The sequence below is a fragment of the Colwellia sp. E2M01 genome (assembly GCF_018860585.1).
Taxonomy (GTDB): Bacteria; Pseudomonadota; Gammaproteobacteria; order Enterobacterales; family Alteromonadaceae; genus Colwellia.
On record NZ_JAHKPR010000041.1, the window covers coordinates 97,196 to 114,858 of the forward strand.

The window sequence follows — 17,663 nt, forward strand, 5'->3', positions numbered from 1 at the left end:
GAGCCTTAGCTAAAAGCTAGGGCTTTTTTATGGGTGTTTATTAAGTTTATCGATGATTATTGAATTAAAATTCATTTCTTCCATGGTATACTTGCAGCATTGTCCTGTTTTAATAAAAAATTAAATAGTTATGCTTCCTCATATTAGTCATCAAAGTCATCTTCCTCCGTTATACAATGATTTTATTAATACCTTAAAAAGCCATAATTTTACCGGTGATATTAATGCCAGTTATAGCGCTAGGCTTGCTGTTGCAACCGACAACAGTATCTACCAACAGTTACCGCAACTTGTTATTCAACCTCGTACAAAAGCCGATATTGTTTTATTAACTAAAACGTCGAGTGAAGCGCAATTTGTTAGTATTAAATTTAGTGCGCGTGGTGGCGGTACAGGTACAAATGGCCAAAGTTTAACGCCGGGCGTTATTGTTGATTTATCTAAATACATGAATAAAGTATTAGAAATCAATGTAGAAGAGAAATGGGTACGTGTTGAAGCAGGCGTAGTTAAAGATCAACTAAATGACTATTTACGTCCGCATGGCTTTTTCTTTGCTCCAGATTTATCTACCTCAAACCGCGCCACTATTGGCGGCATGATCAATACCGATGCTTCAGGGCAGGGCTCTTTAGTTTACGGTAAAACCTCAAATCATGTATTAGCGCTTGAGTCTGTATTGGCAAATGGTGATGTATTAAGTACGGAGCCAATGACGTTAGACGAAGCAAAAGCATTAGCTGAAAAAAATGATGATTCATACAGCCAAATAATCAAACAAGTACTTGATACTTGTGTTGAAAAACGCGACTTAGTGTTAGAGAAATTTCCACGCTTAAACCGCTTCTTAACAGGCTATGATTTAGAAAACGTATTAACGGCAGATGACAGCGGGGAAATTACCGGTGTTGATATCTCGCGTTTGATAACAGGCTCTGAAGGCTCATTAGCGTTTGTTTGTGAAGCAAAGTTAAATGTTAATCCAATCCGCGTTGCTAAAACACTAATCAACATCAAGTATGATAGTTTTGATTCAGCACTGCGTCATTCTCCAACACTTGTTGAAGCCAAAGCAACGTCGGTAGAAACCATTGATTCTCGTGTATTAAATCTTGCTAAACAAGATATCGTTTGGCATAGCGTCAGTGATTTAATTACTGACGTGCCTGGCAAAGTTATGGACGGTATTAACGTTGTTGAATATAACGGTGATAGCGTTGCTGACTTAGCGGATCAAGTTAGTGAATTAACAAACATACTTGATGGATTAATTAGTAGCGGAAGCTCAGGTGTCATTGGTTATCAAGTGACTTCTGATTTGCCGAGCATTAACAAAATTTACGGTATGCGTAAAAAAGCGGTAGGCTTATTAGGTAAAACTGAAGGGGCACAAAAACCACTAGCTTTTGCTGAAGATACCGCTGTTCCACCTGAAAACTTAGCCGATTATATTGCTGAATTTAGAGCCTTATTAGATAGCCACGATCTAAACTACGGCATGTTTGGTCATGTTGATGCCGGTGTGCTTCATGTGCGCCCAGCGCTTGATATGTGCGACCCAGAGCAAGAAAAGCTATTACGCGTTATTTCAGACGAAGTCGTTAAGTTAACGGCCAAATATGGCGGCTTAATGTGGGGGGAGCACGGCAAAGGTTACCGTAGTGAATATTCGCCAGAGTTTTTTGGTGAAACGTTATTTACTGAACTTCGTAAAATAAAATCAGCGTTTGATCCGCTGAATAAAATGAATCCAGGTAAAATTTGTACGCCGTATGAATCAACTGAACAATTAGTGAGTGTTGATGATACTAAACGTGGCTTTTATGACAGACAAATACCCGTAACGGTTAAAGAGTCATTTACTGCAGCGATTGACTGTAATGGCAACGGTTTATGTTTTAATTATGATGCTGACAGCCCAATGTGTCCGTCGAGTAAAATTACTAAAGATAGACGTCATTCTCCGAAAGGGCGTGCTGGTTTAATGCGTGAATGGTTACGTTTATTAGAAAACCAAGGTGTTGATATTCTTAAATTAGAAGACAGCATTAATAAACCGAAAAGTATTTGGTCTGTACGTGAAATTCTCAGTACTGCGGTAAATAAGTTACGTATTAACTTTATCAGCAAGCCTGAGCAAGACGATAACGGTAATGGCGATTTTTCTCATGAAGTCATGGAAGCTATGCAAGGCTGTTTAGCTTGTAAAGCCTGTGCCAGTCAATGTCCGGTAAAAGTAGATGTGCCAGACTTTAGAGCGCGCTTTATCAATGTTTATCATTCTCGTTATGCTCGTCCATTAAAAGATCATCTTGTTGCCAATGTTGAAATATTAGCGCCACTGATGGCAACGGCGCCTAAAGTTGTGAATGCGGTATTAAATACCTCAATATATGAAAAAATATCAGCTAAAACTATTGGCTATGTTAATACGCCATTGTTGTCTGTTCCTACCTTGAAAAAACAAGTGAAAAAAGCAGGTTTCTCAGGGTTTGATTTAACTAAACTACAAGGTTTAACTGATGAGCAGCGCAAAGGTTATGTACTGATAGTACAAGATCCATTCACCTCATTTTATGATGCTAATACTGTGCAAAGTATGATGCAATTAATTAAAGAGCTTGGTTTAGAGCCGATATTATTGCCATTTAAACCAAACGGAAAAGCGCAACATGTGAAAGGCTTTTTAGCGCGTTTTGCTAAAACTGCAAAATCGAGCAGTGACTTTTTAAATCAAGTCGCTAAGCTTGATATACCAATGATTGGTATGGATGCATCAATGGTGCTTTGTTACCGTGATGAATACGCTAAAATATTAAAAGATCAACGTGGTGATTTTAACGTATTACTGGCACATGAATGGTTATTGAACTTTGTAAAAGCAGACAATAACTTTAAAGCGAGTGAAATGTTAACCGAAAAGCCATTCAAACTGTTTGCTCACTGTACCGAGAAAACAGCCTTGGTAAATAGTGAAAATGAATGGCAAACCATATTTAAACATTTTGGTTTACCGCTTGAAAAAGTAAGTGTTGGTTGTTGTGGTATGGCAGGTACTTATGGTCATGAAAAAGTGAACTTAGATAATTCAAAAGGTTTATTTGAATTAAGTTGGCAGCCAAAAATTGACTCATTAGATGATGATCAAGTTCTTGCCACTGGCTTTTCGTGTCGCTCGCAAGTTAAACGTTTCAGCGCTTTAAAAGCTAAACACCCAGTTGAGGCGATATTGGCTAACTTACCAAAGTAAGTACTTATAATTTATTTACTTGTAATAGTAATGAGCTATTTAAACGGCTTATAAATATAAGCCGTTTATTTATCAGTGTGAGTGTATTTTTTAGTAATAAATAAAACGGAATAAGGACATTCGTTTGACAGACAAAAACTTAATAATATTGCTTAAAATCTCTATTGGCATAGGTGTATGTTTATTAATATTAAGCATTTATTTTCACTTTAATAGTGAATATATTGATTCGTTTGGGGTTAAAGGGATTTTTATCCATGCCGCTTGTATTGCATTAGGTATGCTTTTTTCTTTACCAACTAAAATATACTTAACCTTACTGCTTATGAAAATTGAAGAGCAAGAAAGGGCAGAGTTAGCACTTAAACAGGGTAAAAGTCATCCCAAACCTGAATAAGAGATTTGCTAATTTAATTCAATATCACTAACTCTTTATTATGAAGTACTTCCTTAAAATAGCCCCGAGATTTAACTCTTAGCTTACACTCAAACCGCCATTGCAACCTTAATTGCTATTTTTCATAAAAAAAGCCGCCATTTATCCTACATAAGGCTTTTTTTTCGTGTAAAATCTACCTCATTTTTAATATTTGAAATAAAACACAAATAGTCTATTGATAAACAAGTCTGTTAACTGCTGATATAACTGCTTATATTTTTAAAGTTAACGTACATAATTGGTTTATTTACCCCCGTTTTAGAGGACATCATGAGCTTAGACACAACCACCATAGATGGCATTGTAGCGCAGGCAGAAACTGCCATTGCACAAGCATCAGACTCAGCAGCACTTGATTCAGTGCGCGTAAATTTTTTAGGTAAAAAAGGATTGTTTACCGAGCAAATGAAAGGCTTAGGTGCATTATCTAAAGAAGATAAACCTAAAATGGGACAAGTCATTAATATTGCTAAACAAGCGGTGCAAAAATTACTTAATGAACGTGGTGAATTATTACGTGCAGCTGAAATCAAAGCAAAATTAGCAGCAGAATCAATCGACGTAACACTTCCTGGTCGCGGTACAAAGGTTGGTGGTTTACACCCAGTTTCTCGTACTATCGCGCGTATCGAAAGTTTCTTTGGTGATTTAGGTTTTGAAGTTAAAACCGGGCCAGAAGTTGAAGATGATTATCATAACTTTGATGCGTTAAATATTCCAGAGCATCATCCTGCACGTCAAGATCACGATACGTTCTACTTCAACCCTAAATTAGTGTTACGTACGCAAACATCAGGTGTACAAATTCGTACTATGGAAGTTGAAAAACCGCCACTGCGTATTATCTCTCCGGGTAAAGTATACCGTAACGATTACGATCAAACGCATACGCCAATGTTCCATCAAGTTGAAGGCTTAATGGTAGATAAAGATGTAAGTTTTACGCATCTTAAAGGCATTTTACATGACTTCTTACATCACTTTTTTGAAGAAGAAGTAGAAATCCGTTTCCGTCCATCATACTTCCCGTTTACCGAGCCTTCAGCGGAAGTTGATATTATGGGTAAAAATGGTAAATGGTTAGAAATATTAGGTTGTGGCATGGTTCACCCTAATGTGTTACGTAGCGTGGGTATTGACCCAGAAGTATACACAGGTTTTGCTTTTGGTATAGGCGTTGAACGCTTAACTATGTTGCGTTATGGCGTAAACGACTTACGTTCATTCTTTGAAAACGATCTTCGCTTCTTAAAACAGTTCAAGTAGGAAAAACTCATAATGAAATTTAGTGAATCTTGGTTACGTGAATGGGTTAATCCTGCACTTTCATCAGACGAATTAGCGCATCAAATTACAATGGCTGGCTTAGAGGTTGACGCTGTTGACCCTGTAGCAGGCGAATTTAGCGGTGTTATTATTGGTGAAGTGGTTGAATGTGGACCTCACCCTGACGCGGATAAATTACAAGTAACAAAAATTAGCTTGGGTGATTACAGCTCAGCAACCGTTGAAAAAGGCGAATTGCTTGATATCGTATGTGGTGCTAAAAACTGTCGTTTAGGCTTAAAAGTTGCGGTTGCAACGGTTGGCGCAGTATTACCTGGCGACTTTAAAATTAAAAAAGCCAAACTACGTGGTGTACCTTCTTTTGGTATGTTGTGTAGTGAGTCTGAAATTGGTTTAGCAGATGATGCTGATGGCATTATGGAGTTTGCTAGCGATGCACCACTTGGTACTTGTGTACGTGAATACTTAGATTTAAACGACGTAACAATCGATGTTGATTTAACCGCAAACCGTGGTGATTGTTTAGGTATTAAAGGTTTAGCTCGTGAAGTTGGGGTATTAAACTCAATTGAAGTTTCAACACCTGATATTACTGCAGCGTTTCCAACTATTGAAGATAAATTAACGATTAATATTGAAGCGCCAGAGGCTTGCCCGCGTTATTTAGGTCGTGTTATTAAAGGCATTAATCCAACCGCTACAACACCGTTATGGATGGTAGAAAAACTACGTCGTTGTGGCACACGCTCAATTGACCCTGTAGTTGATGTAACTAATTACGTGTTATTAGAGTTAGGTCATCCAATGCATGCGTTTGATTTGGCGAAAATTGCAGGCGGCGTTAACGGGACAATTAACGTTCGTTTTGCTAATAAAGATGAAAAACTTACTTTGCTAGACGAAAACGAAGTAACGTTAAAAGAATCTACTTTAGTTATTGCTGATGAAAGTAAAGCGCTTGCAATAGCTGGTATTTTTGGCGGCCTTGAATCAGGCGTGACAGCAAGCAGCACAGATATCTTTTTAGAAAGTGCCTTCTTTGCGCCATTAGCTATTTTAGGTAAAGCTCGTCAATACGGTTTACATACTGACTCATCACATCGTTATGAGCGTGGTATCGACCCAACATTGCAGTTTGATGCAATAGAACGTGCTACTGAATTATTATTGAGTATCGTTGGCGGTCAAGCAGGTCCTATCGTTGAAGCTAAATCAGATGAACACTTACCACAAGAGAAAGACGTAACTTTACGTCGTGTGAAATTAGATAGCCGTATTGGTCATCATATTGAAGATGAAAAAGTTAGCGAAATATTAACTCGCCTTGGTTTTACGGTAAGTGAAGAAGGCGAGGGTGACACTAAAGAGTGGCAAGTTAATGTACCTGCTTATCGTTTTGATATTAAAATTGAAGTTGATTTAATTGAGGAAGTAGCTCGTATTTACGGTTACAACAATATTCCTAATATCGCGCCAAAAGCAACCTTAACTATGTGTGCAAATAAAGAAGCTAATCTTTCTTTATCAACCCTAAAGCAAGCTTTAGTTAATCGTGATTACTTCGAAGCTATCACCTACAGTTTTGTTGACCCTAAAGTACAAAGTTTAATTCATCCGAATGAAGAAGTGATGACCTTGCCGCATCCTATTTCGTCTGAAATGTCAGTAATGCGTTTAAGTATGTGGACTGGTTTATTGCAATCAGTTGCTTATAACCAGAATCGTCAACAATCACGAGTACGTTTATTTGAAACAGGTTTACGTTTTGTACCAGATGAAAGCGCTGAAAACGGTGTTCGTCAACAAAACATGATTGCTGGTGTTATTAGCGGCAACCGTACTGATGAACATTGGAGCATGGAAAAAGCCGCAACAGACTTTTATGACATGAAAGGCGATGTTGAAGCATTGTTAGCCTTAACCTGTGATGCCGAGTCTTTTGAATTCTCAAAAGCAGAAATAGCGGCGCTTCATCCAGGTCAAACCGCAAAAATTACTAAAAATGGTAACTTAGTGGGTTATGTTGGTACCTTACACCCTGAATTAACAAGAAAATTAGGATTAAATGGTCAAACATTAATTTTTGAACTATTGTTGTCTGAAGTTTTAGTTCAAAAAATCCCCGAAGCGACCGCTGTATCTCGCTTTCCTGCTAACCGTCGTGACTTAGCACTTGTTGTAAAAGACGATATAGACGCAAATAAAGTGTTACAACTTATTGAAAAGGTTGGCGGAAATCTTTTAATTGATCTAAACTTGTTTGACGTGTACCAAGGTCAAGGTATTGAAGACGGTTATAAGAGTCTCGCCATCGCCTTGGTATTACAGGATATAGAAAAAACTCTTGAAGAAAAAGACATCACTGATGTTATCGATAGAGTTGTTGAAACCTTAAAAACTGAGTTTAATGCATCACTGAGGGACTAAGCAATGGCGCTTACCAAAGCAGAAGTAGCAGAACATTTATTTGAAAAAGTTGGGCTGAGCAAGCGCGACGCAAAAGATATGGTCGAAATGTTTTTTGAAGAAATTCGCGAAACGTTAGAAAGCGGCGATCAAGTTAAGCTTTCAGGTTTTGGTAATTTCGACTTGCGTCAAAAAAGCGAACGTCCTGGACGTAACCCTAAAACAGGTGAAGATATCCCTATTTTAGCACGTAAGGTTGTGACTTTTAGACCAGGTCAGAAACTTAAGAGCCGTGTTGAAGATGGTAATGCAGAATAACTAAATTTATAATTAAGAGTTATTAATTAGTCATATTGCGCTTTATAAGCGCTTTTCTGTGTGTCTTGAGTATAAGTTTTAAATTTATAGAGATAAGCTTTAAGTTATCTCTTATAAATTTTTATATAAAAAAACCGTATAACTTAATTGATATACGGTTTTTTTTATCTTAATTTTTCATTCTGATCTAATAGCACTGCATATTTAAATAACCTAAACTCGGTTTAATACCAAGTCCGTTAAATTACTGTTTACAGTGAAATGAAGAAATTAACCGTTTAATCTAACTTTTTCGCCAGGGATAAATAATGGTGCTTTAACAGTCCCTTTAGCTATATGGCTTAAGTGTTTTATAAGCTTTTTAGCATCGGATGACGAAATATTAATGAGTGATTTTTGTTTGTTATCTTGTGAAAAAGCTAATAAATTCAGTTGGGTATTAATAGTACTGGTTTTTACCTTATGTACTTTATTAATGAACACAGCATACCGATATAGAGACTTTTCAGCAGATAAATAATCTTTTTTGGCGATGTCAGTTAAAAAGTTTTGCTGTAATTGACGTTTTTCATAATGAGTTACTGTTTTATAAAAAGCTGAGATCTTTTGGCGTTTTATTACTAATAGGGCGAATACAAGAATAACGATAAGAAAAATTAATAGTTTAAATAAAGTTGATGTATTTAATGTAAATTCTTTAAAAAGTTTATCAGCTTGCTCACTCGTTAATACGCCACCCGTTGAAACAGTCCAACGAGATGCGGGCACTTCAAGTGTTTCTAAGGTGTTTGTATTACTATTCCACCAATAAATTACTTGCTCTGGTAAAGAATAGTCCCCTGATTTTTCAAATATATAAGTAAATGACTCTACGCGTGTACCCGTTAAAGTGCCTCTGTTTGATGTGTCAAAAACTTGCGCGGGTTTATGATAAATACTAATACCTTCAAGTGTTTTTTCATTAAGTTGAATTTCAGGGATCATCATTGCCGGTATATCATCAGCTTTGATGGTTATGGTTTGAGTAATAGCATCACCTAAAGCGTACTTTTGTTCGGCATCAAATTGACCATCAATAGTTAAGCTCGCTTCAGGCGAAACAATAAAGTTCTCAACACCTTCAAGTGCCTCAGGTAAAGTAATATCGAAGCTAACCGGCTTTGTACTTAAAACGCCGCTTATTGAGCCGTTATGCTCAGTATTTACAGAAACCTTAATTTCTATACTCGGTAAGTCATAACGTCCTGCTTCATTAGGATATAAAGTAATATCGTGTGTTTGTGTAGACCATGTGGTTCCTGCAATATTTTGACTACCGTTGGTGGTAATAATGTTATTTGCGGGCATAACAACGTGCGGCAAGCTGAAATTTGCTATTTTACTGCCGGAATCAAACCAACGATCGGTAGCCACTTCAATAGACACAACATAAGGTTGTCCTACTATCTGTGGCGCTTCTTCATTGGTTTTTGGTAAGGTGAGGCTAATACGTAATTTGTTCTGTTTAACTAAATCTGCAATAGTTAAGTCACTTTGTGAATTTGCAGATACTGTTGCAGAAAGCGTTACAGACACCAAACATAAACTTAAAAATAGCGCAAAAAAATGTTTAGTCATTGGTACTTCCTTTTCTTTCGCTTTCATTTTTGCCTTGGTTCTTTTGGCTATTTTGTTGTTGTATATAAAACTTTTGCGCTAAAAAAGTAGCTGGATTTTTTTGCACGTCTCGTAACCACATTTTATTTAAGCTCGGATCAAGCAGTAAATCTTCTGCACTGTATTGTTCAAGTTTTTGTGGGGTAGGGGCTTCTTTTTTATCTGCTCCATCACCGGTTTGTGGTTCGTCACCTAATTCTTGTGAAGAATCACCTTTTTCTGCTTTTTGACTAGCAGATAAACGGTTAACTTCATCAATAATGTCTTGCACGATAACAATATTGGTTTTAGCGGCGATATTGTCTGGATGTTTGTTTAATATTTGTTGGTATAAATTACGCGCTTTTATATATTCTCGACCTTGAGCAAGAGCGTTAGCTTGCGCCACTTTGCTGGCTAGGTCATTAAACTGTCCGTAAAGTGTTGCTGCGTTTTTAAATTGCTCGGCACCGTAATTACTATAGGCTTGCCATTGCGCATTATTAAAGGTATTGCTGGCTTGTTGGTAATGACCTAGGTTGAATAATACCTGTCCTTGTTGATCACGGGTTAGCCATAAATCAGCAAACTGCTGTGGCTTAAAGTAAATAAAAGCTGCAGTACCAATAATGAAGGCACTGATTAACCACTTTCGGTTAGGGTATACTTTTTGGTATAACTTTTGTTGCTGCTTTTGTAAAAACAAAATCAAGGCATTGCCCGTTTGTACTTTAGATGGTTCTATCATTTGAGCATGAACAGAATTATTTACCATTGTAATGTCCATCCTTTTCTAAACCAGAATAAGAAAATAGCGGCAATAACAAACACCATAGGATAACCAGAGTCATGCCACGGTCTGCTGTTATCATCGACAATAACAATATTGTTTTTGATGTAATTATTAACACGTTTTACGTCGCCGTCATCATTACTCATCAATTGTAAGTGACCACCGCTTTTACTTGCTAGCGTTTTTAGTGGTTCAAGTTGTAAAGGAATAATATTGTTACTATTGGTATAAGCGCTTTGGTTGTCACTATAACCATTGGTATCACTGTTTTGTGCACTATCACTTTGTGTATCATCATTTTGTGTATTTGAGCTATCTGATAATTGCGCCGCCTCTAAACCTATTGCCCACACTAATAACTGTGCTGAGTGCGTATCAAAAAATTGCTCAAACGCTTTTACAGTATTATTGGTTGCGCCGTCAGTAACTAATAATACCGTGCCAGGTACTTCGGATTTGGCTAATAACTTTTCGGCTAAGGGTAAGATAGTTTCGGGTAGCTTACCTGATAGCGGCATGATTTTATCACTCAACGCATCGAGGAAATGACGGATCATTTCTCTGTCATTAGTGATAGGCATGACCACATGCGCACTACCGGAAAAGGCGATTAAGGCTGTTTTACTGTCACCACGTAGCTCAAGTAGCTCAATAATTTTTTGTTTAGCACGTAATAACCGTGAAGGTTGCACATCGCCTTGCTCCATGGTTTTTGACACATCTAAAGCGATAATCAGCGGCGCGTTATTTTCACTAAAAGGCGAGGGTTGTTGCTTCCATGTCGGTCCCATTAGAGCGATACAAAGAGGCACAGAAAGGATTAGCGACATTTTTTTAGGTGATAACCATTTATTGTTATTACCGCTCACCGTTAAGTTATTTAATATTTGCGTAGACATTAAATCTCGCCACTGCGCTAGGCTGTCATCGCGCATTGAAAAGGCTCGAAGAATATAAATAATTACCACAAAAATAAGTAACCAATAAGGCCGCAAAAAATGAAAATGTTGCATGCTATCAAACCAAAGTGATAAATCATCAATCATGTGTTACTCCTGTAAACTTATCATGTTGACTCTGGGATGTTTGTTGCTTCTTTTGGCGAGATAAGCGCGACCTAATGCGAACATTAACAACGAATAATGCCAGTAGATAAATGCTGACAAAAACAATAATAGGGTAGTGATGAATACTCACTCTTGGTCTAAAAGAAAGCGAGTCAAACTCTTGTGGCTCAAGCTTGTCAATTTCGCTATAAACTTGTGTAAGTTCATCACTGTTTAAAGCTTGAAAACTTTGTCCTTTGGTTGTTTTGGCAATTTCATTTAATACGTCAAGATCAACTTTTTCTTCACCAACAGCTGCAGGATCGCCAATTGCGATTGGATATATTTTAATATCATGAGCGGCTGCAATTTTTGCAGCCTCTACTGGAGGCACTTTTGAAGCGGTGTCATTGCCGTCAGTTAAGACTATCAATACTCGATTTTTAGTGTCTGATTGTTCAAAAACGCTAATAGCTAAACCAATAGCATCACCAAAAGCGGTACTTTGCCCAGCCATGCCAATATCACTTTCGTTGAGTAGTTCTTGCCAAGCGGTTATATCGTCAGTAAAAGGGGCTTGTAAATAAGGTGCATCACCAAACAAAATTAAGCCTAATCTGTCATGCTCGCGATGTTTAACAAAATCATGCAGTACATGTTTAACCGCTATTAAACGATTGACGTTTTCAGTTTTTATAGTAGTTTCTGTGGCTTTCGTATTTTGACCGTCATCATTTACAGCTGTTTTAGGTAAAGTAAAATCTTCAACAGACATAGAGCCAGATAAATCTACAGCAATCATTAAATCACGAGCCGATTTTTCTTGATTGATGGGCTCACCGATCATTTCTGGTTTTGCCATCGCGGTAACAATACAAACCCAAGAAATAAAAACAATCAAGCGTTGTAAATTATTACGATTAAGCAACACCGCGCCTGTTTGCGGCTTTTCACCGGTTATATCAACAAGATTTGCAAAATATGGTACTTTTACTGAAGGTTTACGCTCTTTATAAGCAGGAGCAAGCCAAGTGACTAAAAAAGGTAGTACTAATAAAACAAATGCCCATGGGTAAGCAAACTCAATCATGTTTTGCTCCTTGCACTTGTTTTTCAGTTATCACTTTATTGGTAATTTCATCGTTAAAAGTAAGTTGATGATATTGGATCCAGTTTTTAATATTTTCACTCAGCGCAGTTAAAGCTTGATTGAACTTTTCATCTGAAAAATCGATATTTACAGTATAAGCAAGCTGAGTAAGTAATGTTTCACAATTATGTAGCGATTGGGTGTTTTGTATTTGATTCTCAATATTAGCAGACGATTTAGAAGATAAACCATCTGTAAAACTGCTTTTAGTGCAATGTTCATTTAACCAAGTTAACCATTCTTTGCCTTTTAAGGTGTTAATTTTGCTACGGCTAGCTTCGATGTTATTACTCAAAGTCACCGTTACTTTGAGGGGCGATAAATTGTCTACATAGGCTTGATGGGCAAGCAATGCTGTTTTTCGTATTAAGGCAGGTAACTGTCTTACATCACTTTCTTTGTTAAGTGAGCATTGTGCAAGCCAAGCAAGGGCTTCACGTCGATATACATTGATTTTATAAGTTTTCCAAGCGCGATAAAGTTTAATTATCACAAACACTATCAATAACCCAAAAACAACTTGCCAGGCTAGTGTTTGCGGCATAAAGCTGATTTTTTCAGGAGCAGGGGTCTCTACTATCTTTTCAAGAAGATAATTTCCCCACGGTTTTTCAAAGCTCATTATACGCCTCCTGCTTTATAGCCAAGCGCTTTTCGTAATTGCTGTTCAACAGGTGAAATAGTATCGATTTCTATTAATGGAATGCGATATTTTTTAGCGGCGTTAACATAGCTTTCAAGTTGACGGCTTATCTCTTCTCGATACTTTTGTTGAACCTGTGTTTTGTCAGAAGAAAATTGAATTTGTTGTTTACCGTCACTTACAATCATTTGTGACATTTTAGGGAGTTGTAATTCAAGCGGATCAGCAATATGACAAGCTATTACTTCATTGTGCTGTCTTAGTTTTTTTATAAAGGTTGTGCTTTTATCGTTAAAACCATGACCATCCCCAATTAGAATAATAAGCCCGTTATGGCTTGATACTTTATTTAACGTTGCTAACATTTTGTTGTACGAATCAGTATCGTTAATATCTGCAGTCGCTGTAGTATCAATAGATAGTTGATGGTTTTTCTTTAGCATTTCAGCCAATAAATTAACAACGTGTTGCTGACCGCGTTTAGCTGGGATCACCTTGGTTTCTGTATCGTTATAAATAACGGCGCCAATGCGATCGCCACTATCACTGATTTGCCAGGCAATCAGTGCTGCAAGCTCAGCGGCAATAACTGATTTCATTTTATTAGAGCTACCAAAAAACATGGTCATGCGTTGATCAATGGCTAAATACACATTACGTTCGCGCTCTTCAGTAAACACCTTAATATGAGGTTTACCTGTACGTTGGGTTACTTTCCAATCCATAGCACGAATATCGTCACCAGGGTGATAGTGACGTAATTCTTCAAAGTTTAAACCGCGGCCACGTAATTTAGACACGTTTTTACCGTTCAGTACGCTATTTACTGGCTGATTAGGGTTAAAAGAAAAGCCTTTGGCTAAGTACTTTAAACGGCGTAATTCGTTTAAATCAGCATAAATACTAGCGTCGGTTTTTTCTTGATTACCACTAATTTTCTTATTTTCAATATTTGGGCTTGTTTGAGTTTCTTGAGCGTTATTAAAACTAGTTTTGTTAGTCATGCTATACCCCTTAGGCTACAGCCACCTGTTTTAATATTTCATCAATTACATCATCAGCAGTAACGCCGTCAGCTAAAGCATCATAGCTAAGTACTAAGCGGTGACGAAGTACGCCATGTACAATTGCGCGCACATCATCAGGGTCTACAAAGTCTTTACCATTAAGCCATGCTTGGGCACGAGCACATTTATCAATAGCAATACTGGCGCGAGGGCTTGAGCCAACACTTAACCATTGTTGTAATGGTGAATCGGGGTAACGTTCAGGCTTACGAGTTGCCATAATAATGGCAACAATATAATCAATAATGGCTTGGCTAGAATGAATTTTGTGAATTTCTTCACGCGCAGTAAATATATGTTGCGGGTCGATATTTTCAACGGCTTCAATGTTTTGCTCTTCGTTGCGAACTAGTTTGATAATCTCGCCTTCAGCTGCATCATCAGGGTAATCAAGATTTACTTTCATGATAAACCTATCCATTTGCGCTTCAGGTAGGGGATAAGTACCTTCTTGCTCAATTGGATTTTGTGTCGCAAGTACCATAAATAGCTCAGGTAACTTATAGGTTTTACCGGCAACGGTTATTTGCCTTTCTTCCATGGCTTCTAATAACGCAGCTTGTACTTTCGCAGGAGAGCGGTTTATTTCATCGGCAAGTAATAAATTATTAAAAATAGGACCTTCTTGGAAAGTTAATACGGGTTTACCATTAACTTCTTGATAAACTTCAGTACCGGTTACATCTGAAGGCAGTAAATCTGGAGTAAATTGCACACGCCCTAAATCAACTGAAAGTGAGCGTGCTAAGGTTTTAATAGAGCGCGTTTTAGCGGTACCCGGTAAGCCTTCAAGCAAAATATTACCGTTGGTTAATAAGGCAATAAGTAATGAGTTAACCACGTGAGATTGGCCAATAACCGCTTTTTCAATTTGTGCTTTGAGTAAGGTAAGTTGCCCTAACGCGTTTGACGTGTCAGTAGCTTTAGCGGTATCGGTTGTTTCTGGTATTACTTGCTTGTTATCACTCATTCGATTTCCCTTTATACGAATTAGATTATGAAACTAGTCATTTGATTTTTAACTGATTAGTTAAATGAACAGTTAAGCCATTAGTTTAAGAATCAGTTTAGTTATTGTCTTTTTATAGCATATTATTCTAAATTTTTAAGCGATTTTTTATAATTATTCATGATCAAATTTTTGTCATCGTTTTAATTCTTTTTCGTGTTATTCATCATTTGTCTAAGCTGCTGTATAACATTAGGTGGCACTATAGGTTGTAATTGCTCTAAACATTGATTTGCTAATGAACTTTGATGACGAATTTGCATTTCACACAGGGCATATAAACTTTGTGGGTTATTACTCAACTGATACGATTTATATAAAGCTTTATATGCGTCATTAGGGCGGATTTTTTCAAGACTTAAACCATAGACATAAAAATAATGACTGTTTTGTGGTTCAAGTATTGTTGCTTTAGCAAGTGCGTTAGCTGCATTTTGATAGTTTTTGGCGCGAATGTAGGCTAAACCTAAAGCATATGCTAAACCTGCATAGCTGGGGTTTGCTTGTTGGCCCTGTAATAAAGCATCAATACTTTTATTGTTTTCACCCATTTGATGATAAAGCTGACTTAAATTTAAATAAGTTTGAGCAACACTTGGCTCTATAGCAATACCTGCTTTAAAGGCTTTTTCTGCTTCAACGAAATCACCTTGATAAGCAAATACAATGCCCATATTTGAATGAGCAAAGCTGCGATCACTGTTATATCGTTGGCTTGTCATATATTCATTTAACGCAGGCATTAACTGGTTTTTTTGCTCTATTGATAAGTGATCCCATAAAGTAACTAATGAATAGGCTGCACTGGTTCTAACTATAAGTACTTCATCTTTTAATAATGGCGATAAAATACGCCACCTTTCTGAACTTGCCATACTTTGTGCACCATCAATGGCACCTAAGCGAATGTATTCGTCAGGATCTTTTGCTGCCCGTGCAATGGCAATAATAGTATTAGTATTTGATGTGTTGGCCATTTTAGTTAACGCAGAGGCACGAATAATATTTGAGTAGGCTTTATTTTGCGCAATACGCGATAACTCACCCGTAGTACCTAATAGTTGTGGCTCCGTCAACGTTAGATTCATTGCTGCAAAAATAGGTGCAAAGTCTTTTTCGTCTTCGACAACAGAGTGCGGATACCAAGCATTTACTTTGTTTGCGCTCCAATTACTGTCTTTGTCCTCATGACAAGTAAGGCAAGTATCAGGTGTACCTAGTTTTTTAGCCAAATTAGGGGTAGGGATATGAAAACCATGATCACGTCTCGCATCAATTTTCATGTAAGTTGTTTTTGGCATATGACAGTCAACACATTGTACTGTTGCAGGCGTTTTTTGGTGTTTATGATGTTTTTGAGTGGCGTAGTTATCTGCTTGATGACACTGCAAACATAAGGTTTCAACAGGCATTTTTAACTCTGCAGTATGCGGGTTATGACAATCACTACACACTACGCCATTTTTATACATTTTTGATTGCAAAAATGAGCCGTAAACAAAGTTCTCGTTATATACTTGCCCGTCAGCGTGATAATTTTCATTAGAAATTAAGTCGAGTAAATAACGTTCACCAAACGCATTGTCTTTAACATGATCGTTATTACTTATTTGAGTACGGCGACTATGACATTGCGCGCACACTAATACTTGTTGGCTGCTGTGATCTATCGATTCAGGTGCTAAGGTTTTTTTGTTTGCATTCATTTTCCAATTTGATACTGATTTAGCTAAGTTACGAATAAACCCTTTGTTTGATTGTTGGTTAAGCTCATCGCTACTGCTTTTTATATTTTTTCCTGCCCAGGTAATATGATCACTTGCTGGCCCATGACAACTTTCACAAGCGACATTCACTTCACTATACGTGGTGTTATAGGTATTGGTTTTTAAATCAAAATTCTTTTCAACGTTGGTTGAGTGACAATCAGCACACATGTAGTTCCAATTTTGTCCTGTATTAGTCCAAAAGAATTCTTGATATTTTTTTGTCATGTCAGGGTAGAGGTTAAACCAACGTTGCCCGCCGTCAGCTTTACTACGTGAATCCCACGCAAAAGGAATCAGTTGTACACGACCATCGTCAAATTCAACCATGTATTGCTGTAGTGGCGTATAACCAAAAGTGTATTTAATTTGGTAATCGTGAAATTTACCATCTTCACCTTGAATATTTACCCAAAACTGTTCACCTTTTTTAAAGAAACGACTTGTTTTGGTTAACTCTTTATTGCTTGAGGGTAATGAAGCGTTATTAAAGTCACCTAACACGCTCGTTTTATCGGCATGCTTCATCGACATATCATGATGTGAGCCTTGCCAATCTTTGTAGGCTTGTTGATGACAATTGATACAGGTTTTTGAGCCGGTAAATTCTGCTGATATTGCTGGCTGTAAAGATAAGGTTGAGCCTAAGAATATACTGACAATGAATAGCTTTGTAGCGTATTTAGTTAGAAAAGTAGATAAAGAGCTTATTAATAATGAAAGAGGAGAATTGACAGATGATACTTGAAACATGTTACTACCGTGTTTTATGAAGAAGAATGAGTCGATAATACGAATCAATTTAGCGCCTATCTATAGTTAAAAGCTAAAGTTAAAGGCTAAGTTAAAAAAGA

The 17,663-nt window shown here is 37.2% G+C and carries 13 protein-coding genes; 5 read left to right on the top strand and 8 right to left on the bottom strand.

All coding sequences use genetic code 11. The features are described from left to right. The first annotated feature begins 130 nt into the window (after positions 1-130). The 5 genes from KO502_RS09350 (at position 131) to KO502_RS09370 (ending at position 7,700) form a co-directional block, all read left to right on the top strand. Positions 131-3,250 (top strand): FAD-binding and (Fe-S)-binding domain-containing protein, encoded by a 3,120-nt coding sequence (locus tag KO502_RS09350; protein ID WP_216022310.1) that lies wholly within the window; start codon positions 131-133, stop codon positions 3,248-3,250. Positions 3,251-3,374: 124 nt separating this feature from the next. Then, positions 3,375-3,647: a hypothetical protein gene (locus KO502_RS09355; protein WP_216022311.1), complete on the top strand. Its 273-nt coding sequence runs from the start codon at positions 3,375-3,377 to the stop codon at positions 3,645-3,647. A gap of 312 nt (positions 3,648-3,959) precedes the next feature. Further along, positions 3,960-4,955 carry a phenylalanine--tRNA ligase subunit alpha gene (pheS, locus tag KO502_RS09360; RefSeq protein WP_216022312.1) on the top strand — a complete coding sequence of 332 codons (996 nt, stop codon included), beginning with the start codon at positions 3,960-3,962 and terminating at the stop codon, positions 4,953-4,955. A gap of 12 nt (positions 4,956-4,967) precedes the next feature. Next, positions 4,968-7,403 (top strand): phenylalanine--tRNA ligase subunit beta, encoded by a 2,436-nt coding sequence (gene pheT / locus KO502_RS09365; RefSeq protein WP_216022313.1) that lies wholly within the window; start codon positions 4,968-4,970, stop codon positions 7,401-7,403. A 3-nt stretch (positions 7,404-7,406) separates the two neighbouring features. Beyond that, the gene (locus KO502_RS09370) at positions 7,407-7,700 is read left to right on the top strand and encodes an integration host factor subunit alpha (protein ID WP_216022314.1); all 294 of its coding nucleotides are present in this window, start codon (positions 7,407-7,409) and stop codon (positions 7,698-7,700) included. Positions 7,701-7,970: 270 nt separating this feature from the next. On the opposite strand, the gene KO502_RS09375 is transcribed toward KO502_RS09370, so the two are convergent. The 8 genes from KO502_RS09375 to KO502_RS09410 form a co-directional block, all read right to left on the bottom strand. Then, the gene (locus tag KO502_RS09375) at positions 7,971-9,317 is read right to left on the bottom strand and encodes a BatD family protein (protein WP_216022315.1); all 1,347 of its coding nucleotides are present in this window, start codon (positions 9,315-9,317) and stop codon (positions 7,971-7,973) included. Next, on the bottom strand, positions 9,310-10,110 hold the full coding sequence (locus KO502_RS09380) for a hypothetical protein (protein ID WP_216022316.1): 801 nt from the start codon (positions 10,108-10,110) through the stop codon (positions 9,310-9,312). The genes KO502_RS09375 and KO502_RS09380 overlap by 8 nt, the downstream gene beginning before the upstream one ends. Further along, positions 10,104-11,174 (bottom strand): VWA domain-containing protein, encoded by a 1,071-nt coding sequence (locus tag KO502_RS09385; protein WP_216022317.1) that lies wholly within the window; start codon positions 11,172-11,174, stop codon positions 10,104-10,106. Before KO502_RS09385 ends, KO502_RS09380 begins: the two co-directional genes overlap by 7 nt. Further along, a complete protein-coding gene (locus tag KO502_RS09390; RefSeq protein WP_216022318.1) occupies positions 11,167-12,264 on the bottom strand; it encodes a VWA domain-containing protein in 1,098 nt (365 codons plus the stop codon). Before KO502_RS09390 ends, KO502_RS09385 begins: the two co-directional genes overlap by 8 nt. After that, positions 12,257-12,946: a DUF4381 domain-containing protein gene (locus KO502_RS09395; protein WP_216022319.1), complete on the bottom strand. Its 690-nt coding sequence runs from the start codon at positions 12,944-12,946 to the stop codon at positions 12,257-12,259. The genes KO502_RS09390 and KO502_RS09395 overlap by 8 nt, the downstream gene beginning before the upstream one ends. Then, the gene (locus tag KO502_RS09400) at positions 12,946-13,971 is read right to left on the bottom strand and encodes a DUF58 domain-containing protein (protein WP_216022320.1); all 1,026 of its coding nucleotides are present in this window, start codon (positions 13,969-13,971) and stop codon (positions 12,946-12,948) included. The genes KO502_RS09395 and KO502_RS09400 overlap by 1 nt, the downstream gene beginning before the upstream one ends. Positions 13,972-13,981: 10 nt before the next feature. Next, positions 13,982-15,004, bottom strand: a complete 1,023-nt coding sequence (locus tag KO502_RS09405) for a MoxR family ATPase (protein ID WP_252730698.1) — start codon at positions 15,002-15,004, stop codon at positions 13,982-13,984. 182 nt (positions 15,005-15,186) lie between these two features. Further along, entirely contained in the window at positions 15,187-17,562 is a 2,376-nt protein-coding gene (locus KO502_RS09410) for an ammonia-forming cytochrome c nitrite reductase subunit c552 (protein WP_216022321.1), read from the bottom strand. Positions 17,563-17,663 lie beyond the last annotated feature (101 nt).